This window comes from Rhizobium sp. Root149 (assembly GCF_001427345.1).
In the GTDB taxonomy this organism is placed as follows: domain Bacteria; phylum Pseudomonadota; class Alphaproteobacteria; order Rhizobiales; family Rhizobiaceae; genus Neorhizobium; species Neorhizobium rhizoryzae.
Window position 1 is genome coordinate 35,940 of sequence record NZ_LMGD01000020.1, and the last position, 13,231, is coordinate 49,170.

Below are 13,231 nucleotides of genomic sequence, written 5' to 3' on the forward strand. Positions count from 1 at the left end.
GACCTCGCTTACGAGCATCCGGAGTGCCACCAGCAGTGGCTCAAGTCGATGCCACGGCTCCGTCTCGTGGTCGACAACACGACCAGCAAAAAGCCCGCCTAGTTGGCGGGCTTTGTCGTCAGAAGGATGATTTTCGGGGATAGGGGAATGGCTCCGATTCCGTGGGCTTGAGCATCTTCGCTCGGATTTTCCAGACCATCGCCTCGTGCACGGTCATGCCCTTCGGCATGGGTTCATCGGCCACCGTCGGGAGGCGTTCGCCGAATGACGGGACGCCCTGGATGCCGTGGGGCTTGGCGGCGAGGAATTTGCGCACCTGACCGATGCCCGACGTGTACAGTTTCCGCAGCGCGACGTCGTCCATCTGCAAGAGCGCCGCCCTGACCTCCGGCGTAAGGGTCTTGGGTAGCGACATGGTCGCGCGCGTGTCACGGTGCGCCTTCGCGAATTCTAGGACGCTTTCGATATCGTTGCGATCGAGCCGGTGGGCTTCGGCCTGCGCCGCCTCCCGGGCATCCTTCAGCGTGTTCAGCAGGTCGGCGGTCTGGACGTCGGGTGTGTAAGACGGCGCTCCTCCGCCACCACCGAAGACGGTCCGGAACGGCATCGACAGAAGGTCGTCGAGCCACTTTCCAGCGGTCGGCAATGAGTTGATGAGCTTGCTCGCGGCAGAGGCGAGGAGGGCGGCAATTCTACGTAGCATTTCTAGTCTCCCATTTTGTTCGCAGAATATTGACTCGCATGAATGCAAAATAAAAACCGTCGGCGTATTGTATATTTCTAAGTATACGCACAAAAATAATTCAGGATCGCTAGAAGGGGAGAGAATTAGTGAATTCTGATCATATGAATGCTTATCAGTTTTGCCGAGACATGTACCAGATATTGAGAGGCATCGGCGTCTCGCCGAATTACATCGCCACCTTCGTCAAGCGCTCACCACAGACGCTCAGACGATACATGTCGGAGCCAGGCACAAAGGCTGCGCAGAAGCCGCCGCTGGAAGTAACCGACCGCCTCGTCGCGCTTATCGATATCCTCGAAAGAGGGCATCGTCCGCAGACCAAGGATGAGTTTAGGCTGATGTGCGAGTGGACCGATATCGTCAACCGAGCCGAGGTTCCGAAGTCGATGTTGGCGAATATCGCCGGCGTGAGTGACTACCACCTGGCATGGGTGGGTCGGAGCCATCCGTCGTTCGGTATCCAGCCGACGCTTGACCAGGTTGCTACTGCGATGGCGGTCGAGGCACTGATGCAGGGAGTGGCGGCATGAGCCATGTTGTCGTGTTGAAGAAGTTGCCGGACGGCAGCCTGCGCCGCGCTCGTCCGGCGTTCATGTTTCAGGACCCGAAGTGTGTGACACAGAAGCTACTGTTGCCAGAAGGGTATGTCGTATCCGGATCGCCCGAACATCAGGCGGCATTGGAAGAACTCGAAAGACTGGATCGGGGAGCCTGAGGGCTCCCTTTCTGCATTCAGACACCAAAAAAAAATAGGCCCAGGTGAAAACCCGGGCCTCTTAGTTTGGAAGGTTGTTTCAGCTGACGCGTCTTGGACTGGGGAGACCGAGGACACCGTCTGCTGAGTAGATATTGCGGTCGGCGTGTGCGCCCATCAAGACCGCCGGCGGAAAATGCTCTACTCGACCAGACCGTTGTCCTTGATCCACTTCTGCGCCGTATCGGCTCTCGTCAGGCAGTCCGCGTGCGCAGCCTCCAGACGGTCGTAGTACCGCTTGACGTTGCTCTGCATCTTCCACTCTTCCGTCGGCCTCGGTTTGCGTGCGCAGGGCGTCACAAGCGACTGCGGGGCCTTGGGGCGGACGTATTCGATGCGGACGTCGGGTTTCGTGGCCGCGCATCCGGAGAGGGCGATGGCGGCCACTATTGCGATGATGGATACCTTGATCATCTACCATCTCCCGACATCAGACGCTGGCGTGTCTTCTGCCAAAACGGCGCTGCGGGGGCGTCTTCGGTCGCCGATATCGACGACGTCTCCTCGGAGGCAATCCGGGACTGCTTCTCGTTCTCGATTAGGCCGTTCTGGAGGAATTCGAGCGTGGCTACGGCGACCAGGCGGTCGGCCTCGGCCTTCCGGAAGGCTTCCTCGTTCCTATCTGCGCGTTCGGTCTGGGCGTCGCGCTCGACCGTCAAGGTGGCTACCTGGTCCTTGAGGCTGGTGTAGTGCCAGTACCCCAGGCCGCCGACGGTGATGAAGGAAGCGGCGGCCGCGATCTTGAGACTATCAATCATGCGGCTTCGCTCTCGTCACATTGAACAGGCCCGCCTGAATCATCGTTTTCAGGTCCCACGCTCCCACTCCCATGTACATTCCGCCAAGCGCGAGATGTGCGCCGACGTAGATACCGAAGACTTCCTGGGATGAGGTCGGGTTCAGGAACATCGAGAAGGCAGCCATCGGCTGTAAGAGCAGGATGAGAAGCACGACGAGGCGCTTCGAGAATGTTCGAGTTTTGGCCGTGCCCTGGAGTTTGCGTGTTGTCATTGGGGCTTTTCCGGAACGTGATTTCTGGGGAGTATCCGAGGGCTTCGGCGATCTGGGTAAGACGGGTAAGTCCGTAGAGCGCGCCGTCGCCATCGCGGAAATCGCGTAGGATCGAGGGCCTGCAGGACTTCACGGTTTTCTTGATCACGGCCTCGGCGGAGGGGTGGGATATGAGACGCTGGCGGATCGCTTCCGCAAGGGTCTCTTTCATCTCGTCCATGCTATCGCTGGAATAGGGCGCAGCCTTCGTCGGTCTCCATTCACCCATGTTACGCAGCCTTCCGCAGGAGGTCGGCGTACTCGGGGATCGCGTCGAAGCACGGGCACGCCTTGAGCCATTCCCTCTGCGTGATCTGCCCGTCGCCGTTGAGGTCAGGCGAGAAGTCCCGATGGCCTTTTATGGCCTTGATCGCGGAATAGGTCCTCGCGAGTTCGGCTAGGAGCTTCCGGAGCGCGGCCTTCTGTGCGGGCGTCCTGGTGTCCTTGGGCGTCTTGCCGTCGGTAGCGACACCGCCGATGTAGCTGACGCCGATGGACGTGGCGTTGTGGCCCGCTACGTGCGCACCGGCCTTTTCGACTGGGCGGCCTTTCGAGATACGGCCGTCGGGGTGGATGACGAAGTGATATCCGACGTCGCTCCAGCCGAGCGCTTTGTGCCATCCGCGGATGGTGTCGATGGTGTAGTCTTTCCCTTCCGGGGTTGCGGTGCAGTGCACAGCAACGGTGTCGATCAGGCGCATGCGGGGTACTCAGGCGAATACCCCGATTATTCGTCGACCGGCGGTTTGGAACCAGTCCCGGAAACGCAAAAGCGGCCCGTAGGCCGCTCTCGATCGTGATGGTGGGCGGGTTAAGCCGCTTCTGCTACCCGGTCCTTCAGTTCCTCATGGGCATCGAGGAGCTTCTGGTGGACGATTTCGCTGATATCGCCCAGCATGCCGCGCTGTGCATCCTGGCTGGCTTGCTCGTAGTGCTCCTTATCCGAGCTGGACAGCGCCGAGGCTACGCTGTGGCGATATTCGCCGTTGGCGGCGAGGTGCGTGTCCTGGTGGGAAAGGTCCATGTCTTCGTCAATCCACTCCAGCGTTGTGTGGACTACCTGTCCGTCCACAGCGATGTCGAATGCGATATGAGCAGCGGGGTCGAACCCGAATTCGGCGTTGACGACCGAAATGCGATCTTCGAGTGCTGCGATCTGGTTCTTTGCAAGCGTATTCTTCATTTTTCGTCTCCCTGTTCAGATGTAAATCACAATCTGTAATTAGATGATTGCTGTCGGCGGCTAAATATACAAGTAGATATACGCAAAAATATACAAATAATTTTTCCGTATATCGTGTTGGCTTGCTTTGTTAGCAAAATTTAACCTGTGAGACATAGGTAGAGTGTTCCAAGGGGTGGTTTCAAGCGATCGGAAAAATAAATTTTGGGAGGGCTTAGGCGGCCCTCAAGGCCGCCATTTCCCGCTCACGATCGGCACCAACTGCATAGTGCCGTCGGGTTGCTCGATACCGAATGAATGACCCCAGGTGTTGATGCCCCGTGCATATGGCGGCTCGTCGATGATGTTTCCGAGACGCACGAGCTGACGGTGGTTTTCGACCGCGTGATTGTCCGCAGCCGCGATATCGATGCCGAGACCCTTGAGGTTGGTGTTCGATCCTCTCGAGCCGTTGGACCCCTGATCGCCGTGGCATTGGAAGAAGTAGCGGAAGAACCTCAAAGGCTGGTCGAGGCTAGACATGAGAAAATTTGCCGCAGGGTTCGCCAGTTTAAGGGCATGCTCCAACACATTGAACGTCTTATCACCTGCCTGCATAGCCTCGACTTGCGCTAGATTGCATCTCAGCAATACAGCGGCGTTCTTAGGGTCTCGCTTCCAGTCCAGTTCTAGGAGGGCGCGGAAGAAGTGCTTGTGATGGTTGCTCTCGACGATCCACGTATTCCGGGACGGGCTTTGGATAGACTCGAGGAAGTCGGCGGTAAGCTTGAGTTCCGCCTCGATATCGTCGTCGTCGTTGATCCGCTTTTCGATCTGTAGGAATGGATTCTTCCGGTTATGCGGGCTTCCGGAATATCCATCGTAGACGTCGTTCAGGACCTGCTCCGACGGATTAAGTGCCTCGACAACGGAGATGTCGCCTTCGGGCTTGCCCCAGAGCGCCCTCACGCATGACTGGTTGATCCAGCGGACGTGAACACAGCCTACGCCCAGCACGGGACGCTTGAGGCCACGCTCTTCGATTACCGTCGAGGCGTCTCTGACGATGCCGTTTTCCACGACCACGTCTAAATCCCAAATTTCCCCTGACACTGGATGACACCGGACATTCCGGCTGAAGACATTGCCTTCGAAGTCGCCCTGGATGATGACGGCACCGATCACGTGATTTTGGATCGCAGTCATTCCGGCCTTCGAACGTGAATAGTTCGGCACGCTGATCGCACCGGAAGCGCGGGCGAAGGCCTGCTTTGCGCCCCGGAACCTCGGAAGCGTTATCATGTCTTGACGCATACTGCCGAAGACATGCGAGCGTCCCTGGCAATATGATCCTATGCCGTCAAGAGGAGCCTCGTGCGTTGCCTTTATCGGAAAGGCACCGTCTACGACGATGTCTCCGAGATCATGGCGCTGGGTCGTCACATAGCCTTCGACCATCGCGGGCCAATCGGCGATCTTGTCGGTTTTCGATGCCGCGCCTTGGGCGGTGTGTTCGATCCCGACTATGCAGAGAGATGCATCCCGATAGGCGGCCAGTGCCGCCAGCGCCATGAGGGCAGGGCCGTGCACAGGGGTGTGCTGTTGTGCCGCCGTGACGATGAGACCCCATTTGACCCGCCTGTTGGGTTTCGCAGCGATGCCGAGCTGGTCGTACGAGGTTGGTCCCTGCCAGTTTGCAGGCCACACGACGCCCGGGTCATGGGTTACGCTGCGGGTGCGGACCTGACCCTTGCGATCGGTCTCGGATTCGATTTTCGGGGGGTGGAATTCGCGGGTCCAGCCTTCACGCCAGTTCGTCAGGTCCGTTACGGACGCGCGTTCGTCGAAGGATGCCGTCGGTGGAATGGTGTCGGTGGTGTCGAGAGGCTTCGGCGGCTCTACAGGCCTTGTTTCGACCCGATTACGGATCATTTCCAACGCATAACGCGCCTGGCGCTCCGAAATCCCCAATTTGACGGCCAGTGCGCGCCTACCGAGGTCTTGCAATCCGTTTTCGATGATCTTGGATGCAATAACGTGAGTGTTGGTGTCTTTTTTCAATTTTTTGTCTCCCCCAGACGTTTCTGATGAGACTTTTTGTTCGCGGATTCGCCATTGCAAATTTCGCCGGCCGAAATTTCAGCGTGTGAAGAAATCTTGGAGACCCAGCCAGACCAGAGCGCCCGCACCGGTTACGGCCGTCGTGAAGATGGCGGCCACGGCCTTGAAGGAGATTTTCTCTGCGGCTTCACGCTGCCGGCGGAGATATCGGAGGTCGTCCGTGAACCCCACGACGGAGTCGATGTCAGCTGGGTCAACGCGCATCAGCGAAAAGACTTCCTTGACGGCCTCTCTAGCGGCTGTGGATGCAAGTGCGCGGATTTCGGCTTCGGTCATCGAGTTTTGTCCATATTTCGAAGATCATGAACCCATGACCGCACATTCAGCTGCAAGATTCAGCCCGCCGCCGACGGTTACGGGTCCGGGGTCGGCGGCGTGTAGGTCACTTCGGTGGATTCCAGGCACGAGGATGCGTCCACGGCCGTCAGGGAGCCGATGATGGCCGCCGAGGAGTCGTCCTCGGCGGTATCCCGACGTCCGCGAGGGTTCGTATAGCTCGCGGCGGCCGCCCTCGACCGCTGCTTCTGGATGCGGCGGTCCATGAGTTCGACGATCGCGGATGTGGCACTGAAAGACATGGGCTTACTCCGGTGTGAATCTGATCTGTTTCGGCAGCCTCAACGGCACCGTCCGCAGGGTTATCCGACGGGCGAGAAGGTCCTCTTCGCGGAGAGACGGGAACGCTATCGTCCAACGAGTGGGGTTGGCACCGATCGCGGCGATGGGGTCGAGGCCGGTGGTTGCCGCTTCACGCGCAATGGCTTCCTGGGCGGTCGCATCGTTGTCTACGATATCGGCGTATGGGCCGATCGTATCCAGACCGACCGCGTTGACGGGCTGGTAGAGCCTCCCGAAGGTCGTGGAATACGCCAGATCGCCAGTCTGCTCCTGGTTCTCGCTTGCCTCGGGCGGCAGGGTGCCGTCACCGTTCGCCGCGGCGATCTGTATCTGCGCGATCCGCTGACCCCGGTTGTCGATCCGGCGCTCGATGGAGATGATCTTGCCGACGACCTCACCAACGCGTGGAGCCTCGATCCTTATCGTGTCCGCACAGGACATAGACCTGGCGTCGAGGTATGGGATCGGAAACGTCAGGACCGCACAGCGTGCGCGCAGCGTAACGATGCGGCGGAGGCGGTTCACGGCATAGCGCATCGACCGCTTGCCACGGTTGGTGCCAAAGTACGTTGCGAGGCGGCGGTCAGCCTGCGGAGCGAGCTTGGTAAAGGCCCGAGACCAGTATTTTTCCTTCGGAATGCCCCACCACATTGAAAACCGGGGCGTGGCGTCGTGTTCGACGAGGCAGGTAAACCGACGGCCGTTGTACTGGACGGAATCACCGACCTTGTAGTGCTTGCGGATCAGCGTATCCGGGTGTTCATATTCCCAATACGGGGTCACGTGGTCGGCGTTTATGTCGCCGAGCTGTAGGACTTCGACGGTCTCGACGAGTTCGTCGGCAACGGGACGCTCCAGCGCCACGGGCATCTCGATATCGAGGATTTCCTCACGGGCCTGCTCATAGTCGTGATACGCACGCCAGTTTACCGTTATCTCCTTCGCACGGAGGTGTAGGTAAGACCCTGCGGCGTCGCCGTAGTTAGCGCTGTTGGCCTGGACGCGCAACGAGGTCGCCGCAGGAGTGACGTCGGTGACTTCGATGCTGTCGAAGGTCCATCCCGTGTCGCTGCCGATCGGGTCGCCAGCCTTAGGCATCGAGGACTGTAGGTCGTCGAAGGTATAGGTTCGGATCGTCTTGATCCTGTTGAAGTCCTGACGTGCGCGGTTGCGCTGCGCGAACTGCGCCGATACCCGGAGCCTCGTCACGGGCTTCGGAGGGTTGTTGACCTGAAGGGATATCCCGCCCGACCGGAGACCGCTCGGGACGACGTGTTCGGTGCGTCCGTCGGAGATCGACACGAGTTCCGGAAGGAGCGTGATCGGGTCAAACCTCCAGAACTCGTTACGTGCGAGGATCGCGGTTGTCGGATCGAGGATCGCGTCCAAGTCAAAGAACGCAGGGTCATAGCGGTCGTCGTCGTAGCGGTCCTCGGGAGCCGCGTCGGCATCGTATTCGACCTCGCCGACGCGGAGCGCCATGGCGGCCGCGCGTAGGACCAGGTCTTCGCGGGGAGGGACTGCAATGAACTCCAGCTTGGCGGTGACGTCACCGAGTTCGATGGGAACCACGTTGACGCGACCACGGATGACCTGGCGCGGTGCGACGTCGTCCTCGGCGCGCTCCGAATACACGAAATACTGCTGGTTCAGACCGACCAAAGTCGTCATGTGGACGTTCTTGACGGTCGTCTCGAAGGTGAAGCGTATGACGTCGCCTTCCTCCGCCTCGCGGGAGACGAAATCGAAGACCTCGAACTGGTTCTTGCAGTGCAGCGCCGGATCGAACGGGGTGTTCCATGCGGCCAGGGGTGCGAGCCATTTCATCATTCGTCAGGCCCTCCGACTTCCTGGCATGGGAGTTCCCATGAGACTTCGGCTAGGCCTTCGACGGTGGTTTCCTTGAGGGGCTCCCACACGGTGAGTTCGAGGATTGGGCGGTAGTAGATGCGCAGGACGGCCGGTGCGGGTGCCAGCAGGGTCACCACACGGCCTGACGCAGTGAACGGCACGTCTTCAAACCCAAGCGTCAGTACGCGGATAGACCCCGGATGCGGATCGCGGGCGAGGGTGCGCATCGTCTCGCCCACATAGAAGATATCGGGCATGAGGAAGCTCGGCACCGCTTGAAACGACGGCAGCCTCTGCACGTGGTCGAGAGCCGGTGGTCGCATTTCCCCGGGTCCACTGGCTTTAATGACTACAGACATCAGGTCGAACGCGGAGTCCGACATGGTGACCGCGCGGCCGTTCCACGTGCGGTCTTTCACGACGGCACCTTCGATGTACGTACGGTCGATCGTCAGCTCGGTGCACGACTGCCAGCCGATCGCGAGGTCGGTGCAGATGAAGGGGGTGAATGGGGTGTAATCGTTCATCAGTCTAGCCTCACCGCCCGCCGTAGCTCGCTGACGAGGCCGTTGCCTTCCTGCTCGTCGTAGCGTCCGGAGAACGTCTTTCCGTTGATCTTGAAATTCAGGTCGATCGACTGCCGCGACCGTGCTTTCTGGAGCATGTCATCGATGCGCAGGCGCTCCTCTGGAGACGAGCCAGTGTCCGCGTAGGTCAAAATCCGGCCAGATGCTTTCCGCGCATCAAGCTCGGCCTGCGCGGCCGCGTTGCGCTGCCCTGTGCTCATGACACCGTAGTTGTCGTAGCCACGCGCCGCCCGGTATTCGAGCTGCTGATCGCGGGTCATCGACGCGTATTTCCTGTCACCGTATGCCTTGTCTTGCATCCTCATCAGGCGGGCGGTGTCATCCTGGATTTTATTGTCGCGGTTGACGAGCGGTTCGATGAGCTTGCCGCCAAGCCACTCCCCGATTTTCCAGGACGCCAGTAATGTAGCGCCAATCAGAGCGACCTGTCCGACCACGGCAGCCGCGGCAGTCGCCATCGTTGCGAACGCCGCACCGAATGCTGTAGAGAGACCACCGGCCAGTCCGAAGAGGATACGCACGGTGCCAACCATCGCGCCCAGGATGCCGGAGAAGCGGAGCATGCCGAGGAATAGAGCGGTCGTGAGGACGTCAGTGCCAAGAAAGCTGCCGATGACCTTCAGTCCGGAGTGGAGAACGTCCAGGACCCGCTTGAACATGCCCCAGGCTTCTTTGAGGTGTGCCAGGAAGTCGAGAACAACGGCGCGGGCTTGATTGAGCCATTCAAACCGGACAGCCTCGCCACCGCTGAAAACGGCTACGACGTCGCGTACCGCATCGGCGATCGCGACGAAGCCGTCTCGGACATAGTTCAGCCAGGCCCATTCGGAATCCTGACCGGACATTACCTTCTGGAACTCGGTGTAGGTCTTCGCGAGAACGTCGAATACCAAAGCGGTGACGGCAATCGCCACCTCCTTGGCCTTGTTGTAGGCACCCATCGCCCAATCGACGACCGCCTGCCCCTTCGTGAAGAGCGCGGATTCGAACGACTTGTCGCCACTGAAGAGACCCGCGATGTCACGAACGACGGCGGTGATCTCGACAAAAGCCTCGCGGGTCCAGACCGCGATGGATTTACGGTTGGCGGCGAGCCAATCCGCGAAAGCCCGATTGGTCTCGATAAGGATAGGCGTCAGTTCACGCGCGATCTCGAGCTTGGCTCCACCGATCGCCGTGTTTCGCACCAGTTCGGCGCGCTTCAGCTCGGAAGCAGCCTCTCCGTCGGCGTCGGTGACCTTACCACCGTACCGCTCCATATCGGCCTGGTATCTGCGCACTCCCTCGCGCCCCTGGCGCAGGACGGGTAGCTGGGTCGTGTCGCCGAAAAGACCTCGCACGAGTTCGACCTGACGTGCCGAATCGAACTTCTGAATTGCCTCTGCGATTTCTTCGAGGGCTTCGACCCCGCCGCCGAGAGCGACGTCGGCATCGAGACCGACTTCCTTTAGGTCTTCCAATGCACGGCCCGCAGGACCCATCGATTCGCGCAGCGCTTTCGAGGCTTCTAACAACTGCTGGAACTGGAGGACGAGTGGCAACAGGAGTTCGGCCTGCGCCTTCCGCATGGCTTCGATGCCCTGCGTATCCGCACCGTCTTTCAGGTACTGGTTGGCGAGGTTCGACGCAATCCGGCCGCGCTGGGTCGAGCGGATGACGGCCTCAAGCCGCTTCATCCGGTACTCGACGTTCTTGATGTCAGCCATACCGGTCGACTTGGACGCCTCGATCAACTGATTGAGGGAATCGGCGTCACCTGTCTGCAGAGCGAGGCCGAGGCCGTATCTCAGGAAACCCCTCGAACGGCTCTGGGCGTCTTGGTTCAGGTCGCGGTTGCGCTCGAGTTCACGAACAGTCGCCGATACGGTCTGTAGGGACCCGAAAAGACTGTCGGGGTCTGTCCCTTGCAATCCGGCAATGCCGCGCAGGGCAGCTTGATCCTGCACCGAGACGCCCGTCTGGCGGTTCGTCAGGTCCATTTTACTGAGGTCGGTCGCGGAAGACGACGTGATCGCCATCGCGGCCGCGACTTTGGCACCAGCAGCGGCGGCGGCCGCGCCGATCCCGATAAAGGCGGCCTTGGCGGACTTTTCCATGGCGGAGAAGCCGACGGTCTTCGTAGCCGTCGCGAGCTTCTTGAGACCCGCGGTGGCCTGTTCGATCCTTTTGGTCACCTGCGCCACGGAATCAGATGCGGCGTTGGCGAACTCGCGGCGGATCGCGGTGCCAGCCCGCCGTGCGAGGTCGGTGGTCGCACGGCCGGCACGGGAAGCCGCGTCTCTGATGGACGTCTCAAGACGGCGCAGACCTCTGCCGACGGCGTCGATACCGTCGATGGCAAACCTTGCGATGATATTCGGGTGTCTACTAGCCATCAGATGTCTCCGACAGCTTCATGGCTGTCCTTGTCGCCCATCGCGGCGGCGACGGCGTGGAATATTGAAATCCTGTCATTGCGGTTGATGTCAGCCTGGACACGTAGTGCGAAGCCGAGGGCGGCGGGCGTCAGCTCCATTCCGTCCCGACCGGTGCGCAGCGTGTACTCGGTGGCGTCCTTCACCATCGCCAGGAGACCGGAGTCTGGCCGCACGTCGTCGGCAGCCTTCTCATTGTCCTTGGGTGTAGGCCGGCGCGGCCTTTTCGGCTGTGCAGGCTTCTTTTCCTTCGGAAAGAAGTCCGACCCCGGACGGGTCATCAGGGTCGCGCTCAGTACCGAGAAGAACAGGTCGAGCTTGAACTCGATCTCGAGGCCGGAAATCAGCTTCGCCGAGACGTCCGACCCCTTGGCCCCTACGGTCTCGATCGCATCGACACCGATCGCCTCGACCCATTCGTCCGCAGTCGTTCGCGGTGTGCTGGGGTCGATAACCTCGGCGAGGGTAGGGTAAAGCGCGATCAGGTGGAGAATTTCACGGACGCTCAGGCCTCTGACGTAGTGCTGCTTGCGACCGACCAAAATGCCATGTCTCGCCGCCGGGTCTGCGGCGACGAGGATGTCATGGATCGTTATAGGTTTCGGTGCCTGCATCGATACGCCCTCCCTGGCTCAGATGCCGACGGTCTCCCGTCAGTCCTTGAGTTCGGTGATCTTCGCGTAGCGGAACTGCGGAGGCTGAGTGCCGTCGGCAAGGACCTGGACGTTAAGCTCGAGCGACACGAAGTCGTCGGTTCCCTGAAGCTGGATCGACGTCGTCGTGATGCGGCAGTTCCAGAGTTCAACCTGGTACTTGAAGCCGTCGTCATGTGTTCCGTAGAACGTGATCTTGCCGTAGCTGCCCTGGTTCGCGACCAGACCGTAGACGCCGATATCGTCCTGCGCCGTGATAGCGGCGGCCGAGAACGTAACCTCGATCTGGGTCGCACCTTCCGGGACGGCGATGATCTCGATATCACCCGTTTCGGAGTTCAGCTTGTAGTGGACGTCGCGAACGAAGGTGATCGGCTCATCGCCGCCGTCGTCAATCGAGATGATCGTGACTTTGCGCTTTCCGAGGTTGTAGGAACGCTTGACCTTGGGAGACTGGAACGTGATCGTCTCCGACGTCACGGCGGTCTGGACCAGCTTCGCGCCGAGGTCGTCCATGAAGTAGAGCGCTGCCGTCGTGCGGTTCAGCGAGAAGATGGTCATCGTGAAGTTGGTTTCCTTCTGGATGGTCTTCACGGCCGCCAGAACCTTTTCGGCACCTTCACGCGAATAGCGGGAGATGTCGGTGAGCGCGATGGTCATCGGTGCGGTCTCGATGTCGCCAAGGCTCTCGGCGTAGTCCTTGCCACGCGGCTGGAAACGCGCCTGGGCGGACTGGTGTACGTAGCTGTCGTAGTCAGGCTGGAAGATTTGAGCCATTGATGTTTCTCCTCAAAGAATGATGTCGGCCCGACCGGGAGCGGTCAGGATCGTGCATGTGTACGTCAGGGTTTTCTCGGCGACGCCCGCCTGCGGTGAGCCGGCAGTCGGTGAGGTCTGGGCGTGGAACCAATTCTTGACGCCGCGAAGGACCGGCGGATCGCTGTCGAGGACGGCTTCGACCTTTGTCTGAAACTCCGCCAGCGCCTCTTCCCCGTCGTCGGGGTCGCCGATCTGGGCGATCTGGATAGCTGCGACGATGCTGCGCTTCTTGGCCTTGCCCCGACTGGGGCCTTCGGTAACCGGACCGACGGTCTCGGCGATCTGGATCACGACAAGCGGAAACTCATTCGACTGGAAATCGCGGTCGGCGCGGAGCGCAGGGACAATCGAGACAAGGCCTTCAACGCCGTCACGTAGACGGCGCTCGATAGCCTTCCTCAACTGTATGATTGCATGCTCGTTGTCGGCCATTACGATCTCGCCAGGATTACCCAGA

At 60.1% G+C, this 13,231-nt stretch carries 17 protein-coding genes; 2 read left to right on the forward strand and 15 right to left on the reverse strand.

Going from position 1 to position 13,231, the window contains the following annotated elements; genetic code table 11:
* Positions 1 to 118: 118 nt before the first annotated feature.
* The gene (locus ASD54_RS12185) at positions 119 to 703 is read right to left on the reverse strand and encodes a hypothetical protein (RefSeq protein WP_062554886.1); all 585 of its coding nucleotides are present in this window, start codon (positions 701 to 703) and stop codon (positions 119 to 121) included.
* A gap of 128 nt (positions 704 to 831) precedes the next feature.
* On the opposite strand from ASD54_RS12185, the gene ASD54_RS12190 reads away from it, so the two are divergent.
* Positions 832 to 1,275, forward strand: coding sequence for a hypothetical protein (locus ASD54_RS12190; RefSeq protein ID WP_156379203.1), 444 nt, complete (start codon positions 832 to 834; stop codon positions 1,273 to 1,275).
* The gene (locus ASD54_RS12195; RefSeq protein ID WP_062554888.1) at positions 1,272 to 1,460 is read left to right on the forward strand and encodes a hypothetical protein; all 189 of its coding nucleotides are present in this window, start codon (positions 1,272 to 1,274) and stop codon (positions 1,458 to 1,460) included. Before ASD54_RS12190 ends, ASD54_RS12195 begins: the two co-directional genes overlap by 4 nt.
* 180 nt (positions 1,461 to 1,640) lie before the next feature.
* Here ASD54_RS12195 and ASD54_RS12200 read toward each other — a convergent pair whose 3' ends face one another.
* The 14 genes from ASD54_RS12200 to ASD54_RS12265 form a co-directional block, all read right to left on the reverse strand.
* Entirely contained in the window at positions 1,641 to 1,913 is a 273-nt protein-coding gene (locus ASD54_RS12200) for a hypothetical protein (protein WP_062554889.1), read from the reverse strand.
* Positions 1,910 to 2,257 carry a hypothetical protein gene (locus ASD54_RS12205; protein WP_062554890.1) on the reverse strand — a complete coding sequence of 116 codons (348 nt, stop codon included), beginning with the start codon at positions 2,255 to 2,257 and terminating at the stop codon, positions 1,910 to 1,912. The genes ASD54_RS12200 and ASD54_RS12205 overlap by 4 nt, the downstream gene beginning before the upstream one ends.
* On the reverse strand, positions 2,250 to 2,510 hold the full coding sequence (locus ASD54_RS12210; protein ID WP_062554891.1) for a hypothetical protein: 261 nt from the start codon (positions 2,508 to 2,510) through the stop codon (positions 2,250 to 2,252). The genes ASD54_RS12205 and ASD54_RS12210 overlap by 8 nt, the downstream gene beginning before the upstream one ends.
* A 269-nt stretch (positions 2,511 to 2,779) precedes the next feature.
* Positions 2,780 to 3,250: an N-acetylmuramoyl-L-alanine amidase gene (locus ASD54_RS12215; RefSeq protein WP_062554892.1), complete on the reverse strand. Its 471-nt coding sequence runs from the start codon at positions 3,248 to 3,250 to the stop codon at positions 2,780 to 2,782.
* A gap of 110 nt (positions 3,251 to 3,360) precedes the next feature.
* On the reverse strand, positions 3,361 to 3,732 hold the full coding sequence (locus tag ASD54_RS12220; protein WP_062554893.1) for a hypothetical protein: 372 nt from the start codon (positions 3,730 to 3,732) through the stop codon (positions 3,361 to 3,363).
* 225 nt (positions 3,733 to 3,957) lie between these two features.
* Positions 3,958 to 5,772 carry a hypothetical protein gene (locus ASD54_RS12225; protein WP_062554894.1) on the reverse strand — a complete coding sequence of 605 codons (1,815 nt, stop codon included), beginning with the start codon at positions 5,770 to 5,772 and terminating at the stop codon, positions 3,958 to 3,960.
* Between the two features lie 78 nt (positions 5,773 to 5,850).
* On the reverse strand, positions 5,851 to 6,108 hold the full coding sequence (locus tag ASD54_RS12230) for a hypothetical protein (protein ID WP_062554895.1): 258 nt from the start codon (positions 6,106 to 6,108) through the stop codon (positions 5,851 to 5,853).
* 77 nt (positions 6,109 to 6,185) lie between these two features.
* Positions 6,186 to 6,410 carry a hypothetical protein gene (locus ASD54_RS12235; protein ID WP_062554896.1) on the reverse strand — a complete coding sequence of 75 codons (225 nt, stop codon included), beginning with the start codon at positions 6,408 to 6,410 and terminating at the stop codon, positions 6,186 to 6,188.
* 4 nt (positions 6,411 to 6,414) lie between these two features.
* A complete protein-coding gene (locus ASD54_RS12240; protein WP_062554897.1) occupies positions 6,415 to 8,280 on the reverse strand; it encodes a carbohydrate-binding protein in 1,866 nt (621 codons plus the stop codon).
* Entirely contained in the window at positions 8,277 to 8,828 is a 552-nt protein-coding gene (locus ASD54_RS12245; RefSeq protein WP_062554898.1) for a hypothetical protein, read from the reverse strand. Before ASD54_RS12245 ends, ASD54_RS12240 begins: the two co-directional genes overlap by 4 nt.
* Positions 8,828 to 11,263, reverse strand: coding sequence for a hypothetical protein (locus tag ASD54_RS12250; RefSeq protein WP_062554899.1), 2,436 nt, complete (start codon positions 11,261 to 11,263; stop codon positions 8,828 to 8,830). The genes ASD54_RS12245 and ASD54_RS12250 overlap by 1 nt, the downstream gene beginning before the upstream one ends.
* Entirely contained in the window at positions 11,263 to 11,916 is a 654-nt protein-coding gene (locus ASD54_RS12255) for a hypothetical protein (RefSeq protein ID WP_062554900.1), read from the reverse strand. Before ASD54_RS12255 ends, ASD54_RS12250 begins: the two co-directional genes overlap by 1 nt.
* Before the next feature lie 39 nt (positions 11,917 to 11,955).
* Positions 11,956 to 12,732, reverse strand: coding sequence for a hypothetical protein (locus ASD54_RS12260; RefSeq protein WP_062554901.1), 777 nt, complete (start codon positions 12,730 to 12,732; stop codon positions 11,956 to 11,958).
* Between the two features lie 12 nt (positions 12,733 to 12,744).
* Positions 12,745 to 13,206: a hypothetical protein gene (locus ASD54_RS12265; RefSeq protein WP_062554902.1), complete on the reverse strand. Its 462-nt coding sequence runs from the start codon at positions 13,204 to 13,206 to the stop codon at positions 12,745 to 12,747.
* Positions 13,207 to 13,231: the final 25 nt, after the last annotated feature.

Coding starts and splice junctions, on each gene's coding strand:
- ASD54_RS12230 (WP_062554895.1), bottom strand. CDS start 6,108: ATGACCGAAGCCGAAATCCGCGCACTTGCATCCACAGCCGCTAGAGAG.
- ASD54_RS12215 (WP_062554892.1), bottom strand. CDS start 3,250: ATGCGCCTGATCGACACCGTTGCTGTGCACTGCACCGCAACCCCGGAA.
- ASD54_RS12210 (WP_062554891.1), bottom strand. CDS start 2,510: ATGACAACACGCAAACTCCAGGGCACGGCCAAAACTCGAACATTCTCG.
- ASD54_RS12200 (WP_062554889.1), bottom strand. CDS start 1,913: ATGATCAAGGTATCCATCATCGCAATAGTGGCCGCCATCGCCCTCTCC.
- ASD54_RS12235 (WP_062554896.1), bottom strand. CDS start 6,410: ATGTCTTTCAGTGCCACATCCGCGATCGTCGAACTCATGGACCGCCGC.
- ASD54_RS12220 (WP_062554893.1), bottom strand. CDS start 3,732: ATGAAGAATACGCTTGCAAAGAACCAGATCGCAGCACTCGAAGATCGC.
- ASD54_RS12205 (WP_062554890.1), bottom strand. CDS start 2,257: ATGATTGATAGTCTCAAGATCGCGGCCGCCGCTTCCTTCATCACCGTC.
- ASD54_RS12185 (WP_062554886.1), bottom strand. CDS start 703: ATGCTACGTAGAATTGCCGCCCTCCTCGCCTCTGCCGCGAGCAAGCTC.
- ASD54_RS12250 (WP_062554899.1), bottom strand. CDS start 11,263: ATGGCTAGTAGACACCCGAATATCATCGCAAGGTTTGCCATCGACGGT.
- ASD54_RS12265 (WP_062554902.1), bottom strand. CDS start 13,206: ATGGCCGACAACGAGCATGCAATCATACAGTTGAGGAAGGCTATCGAG.
- ASD54_RS12195 (WP_062554888.1), top strand. CDS start 1,272: ATGAGCCATGTTGTCGTGTTGAAGAAGTTGCCGGACGGCAGCCTGCGC.
- ASD54_RS12245 (WP_062554898.1), bottom strand. CDS start 8,828: ATGAACGATTACACCCCATTCACCCCCTTCATCTGCACCGACCTCGCG.
- ASD54_RS12255 (WP_062554900.1), bottom strand. CDS start 11,916: ATGCAGGCACCGAAACCTATAACGATCCATGACATCCTCGTCGCCGCA.
- ASD54_RS12240 (WP_062554897.1), bottom strand. CDS start 8,280: ATGATGAAATGGCTCGCACCCCTGGCCGCATGGAACACCCCGTTCGAT.
- ASD54_RS12260 (WP_062554901.1), bottom strand. CDS start 12,732: ATGGCTCAAATCTTCCAGCCTGACTACGACAGCTACGTACACCAGTCC.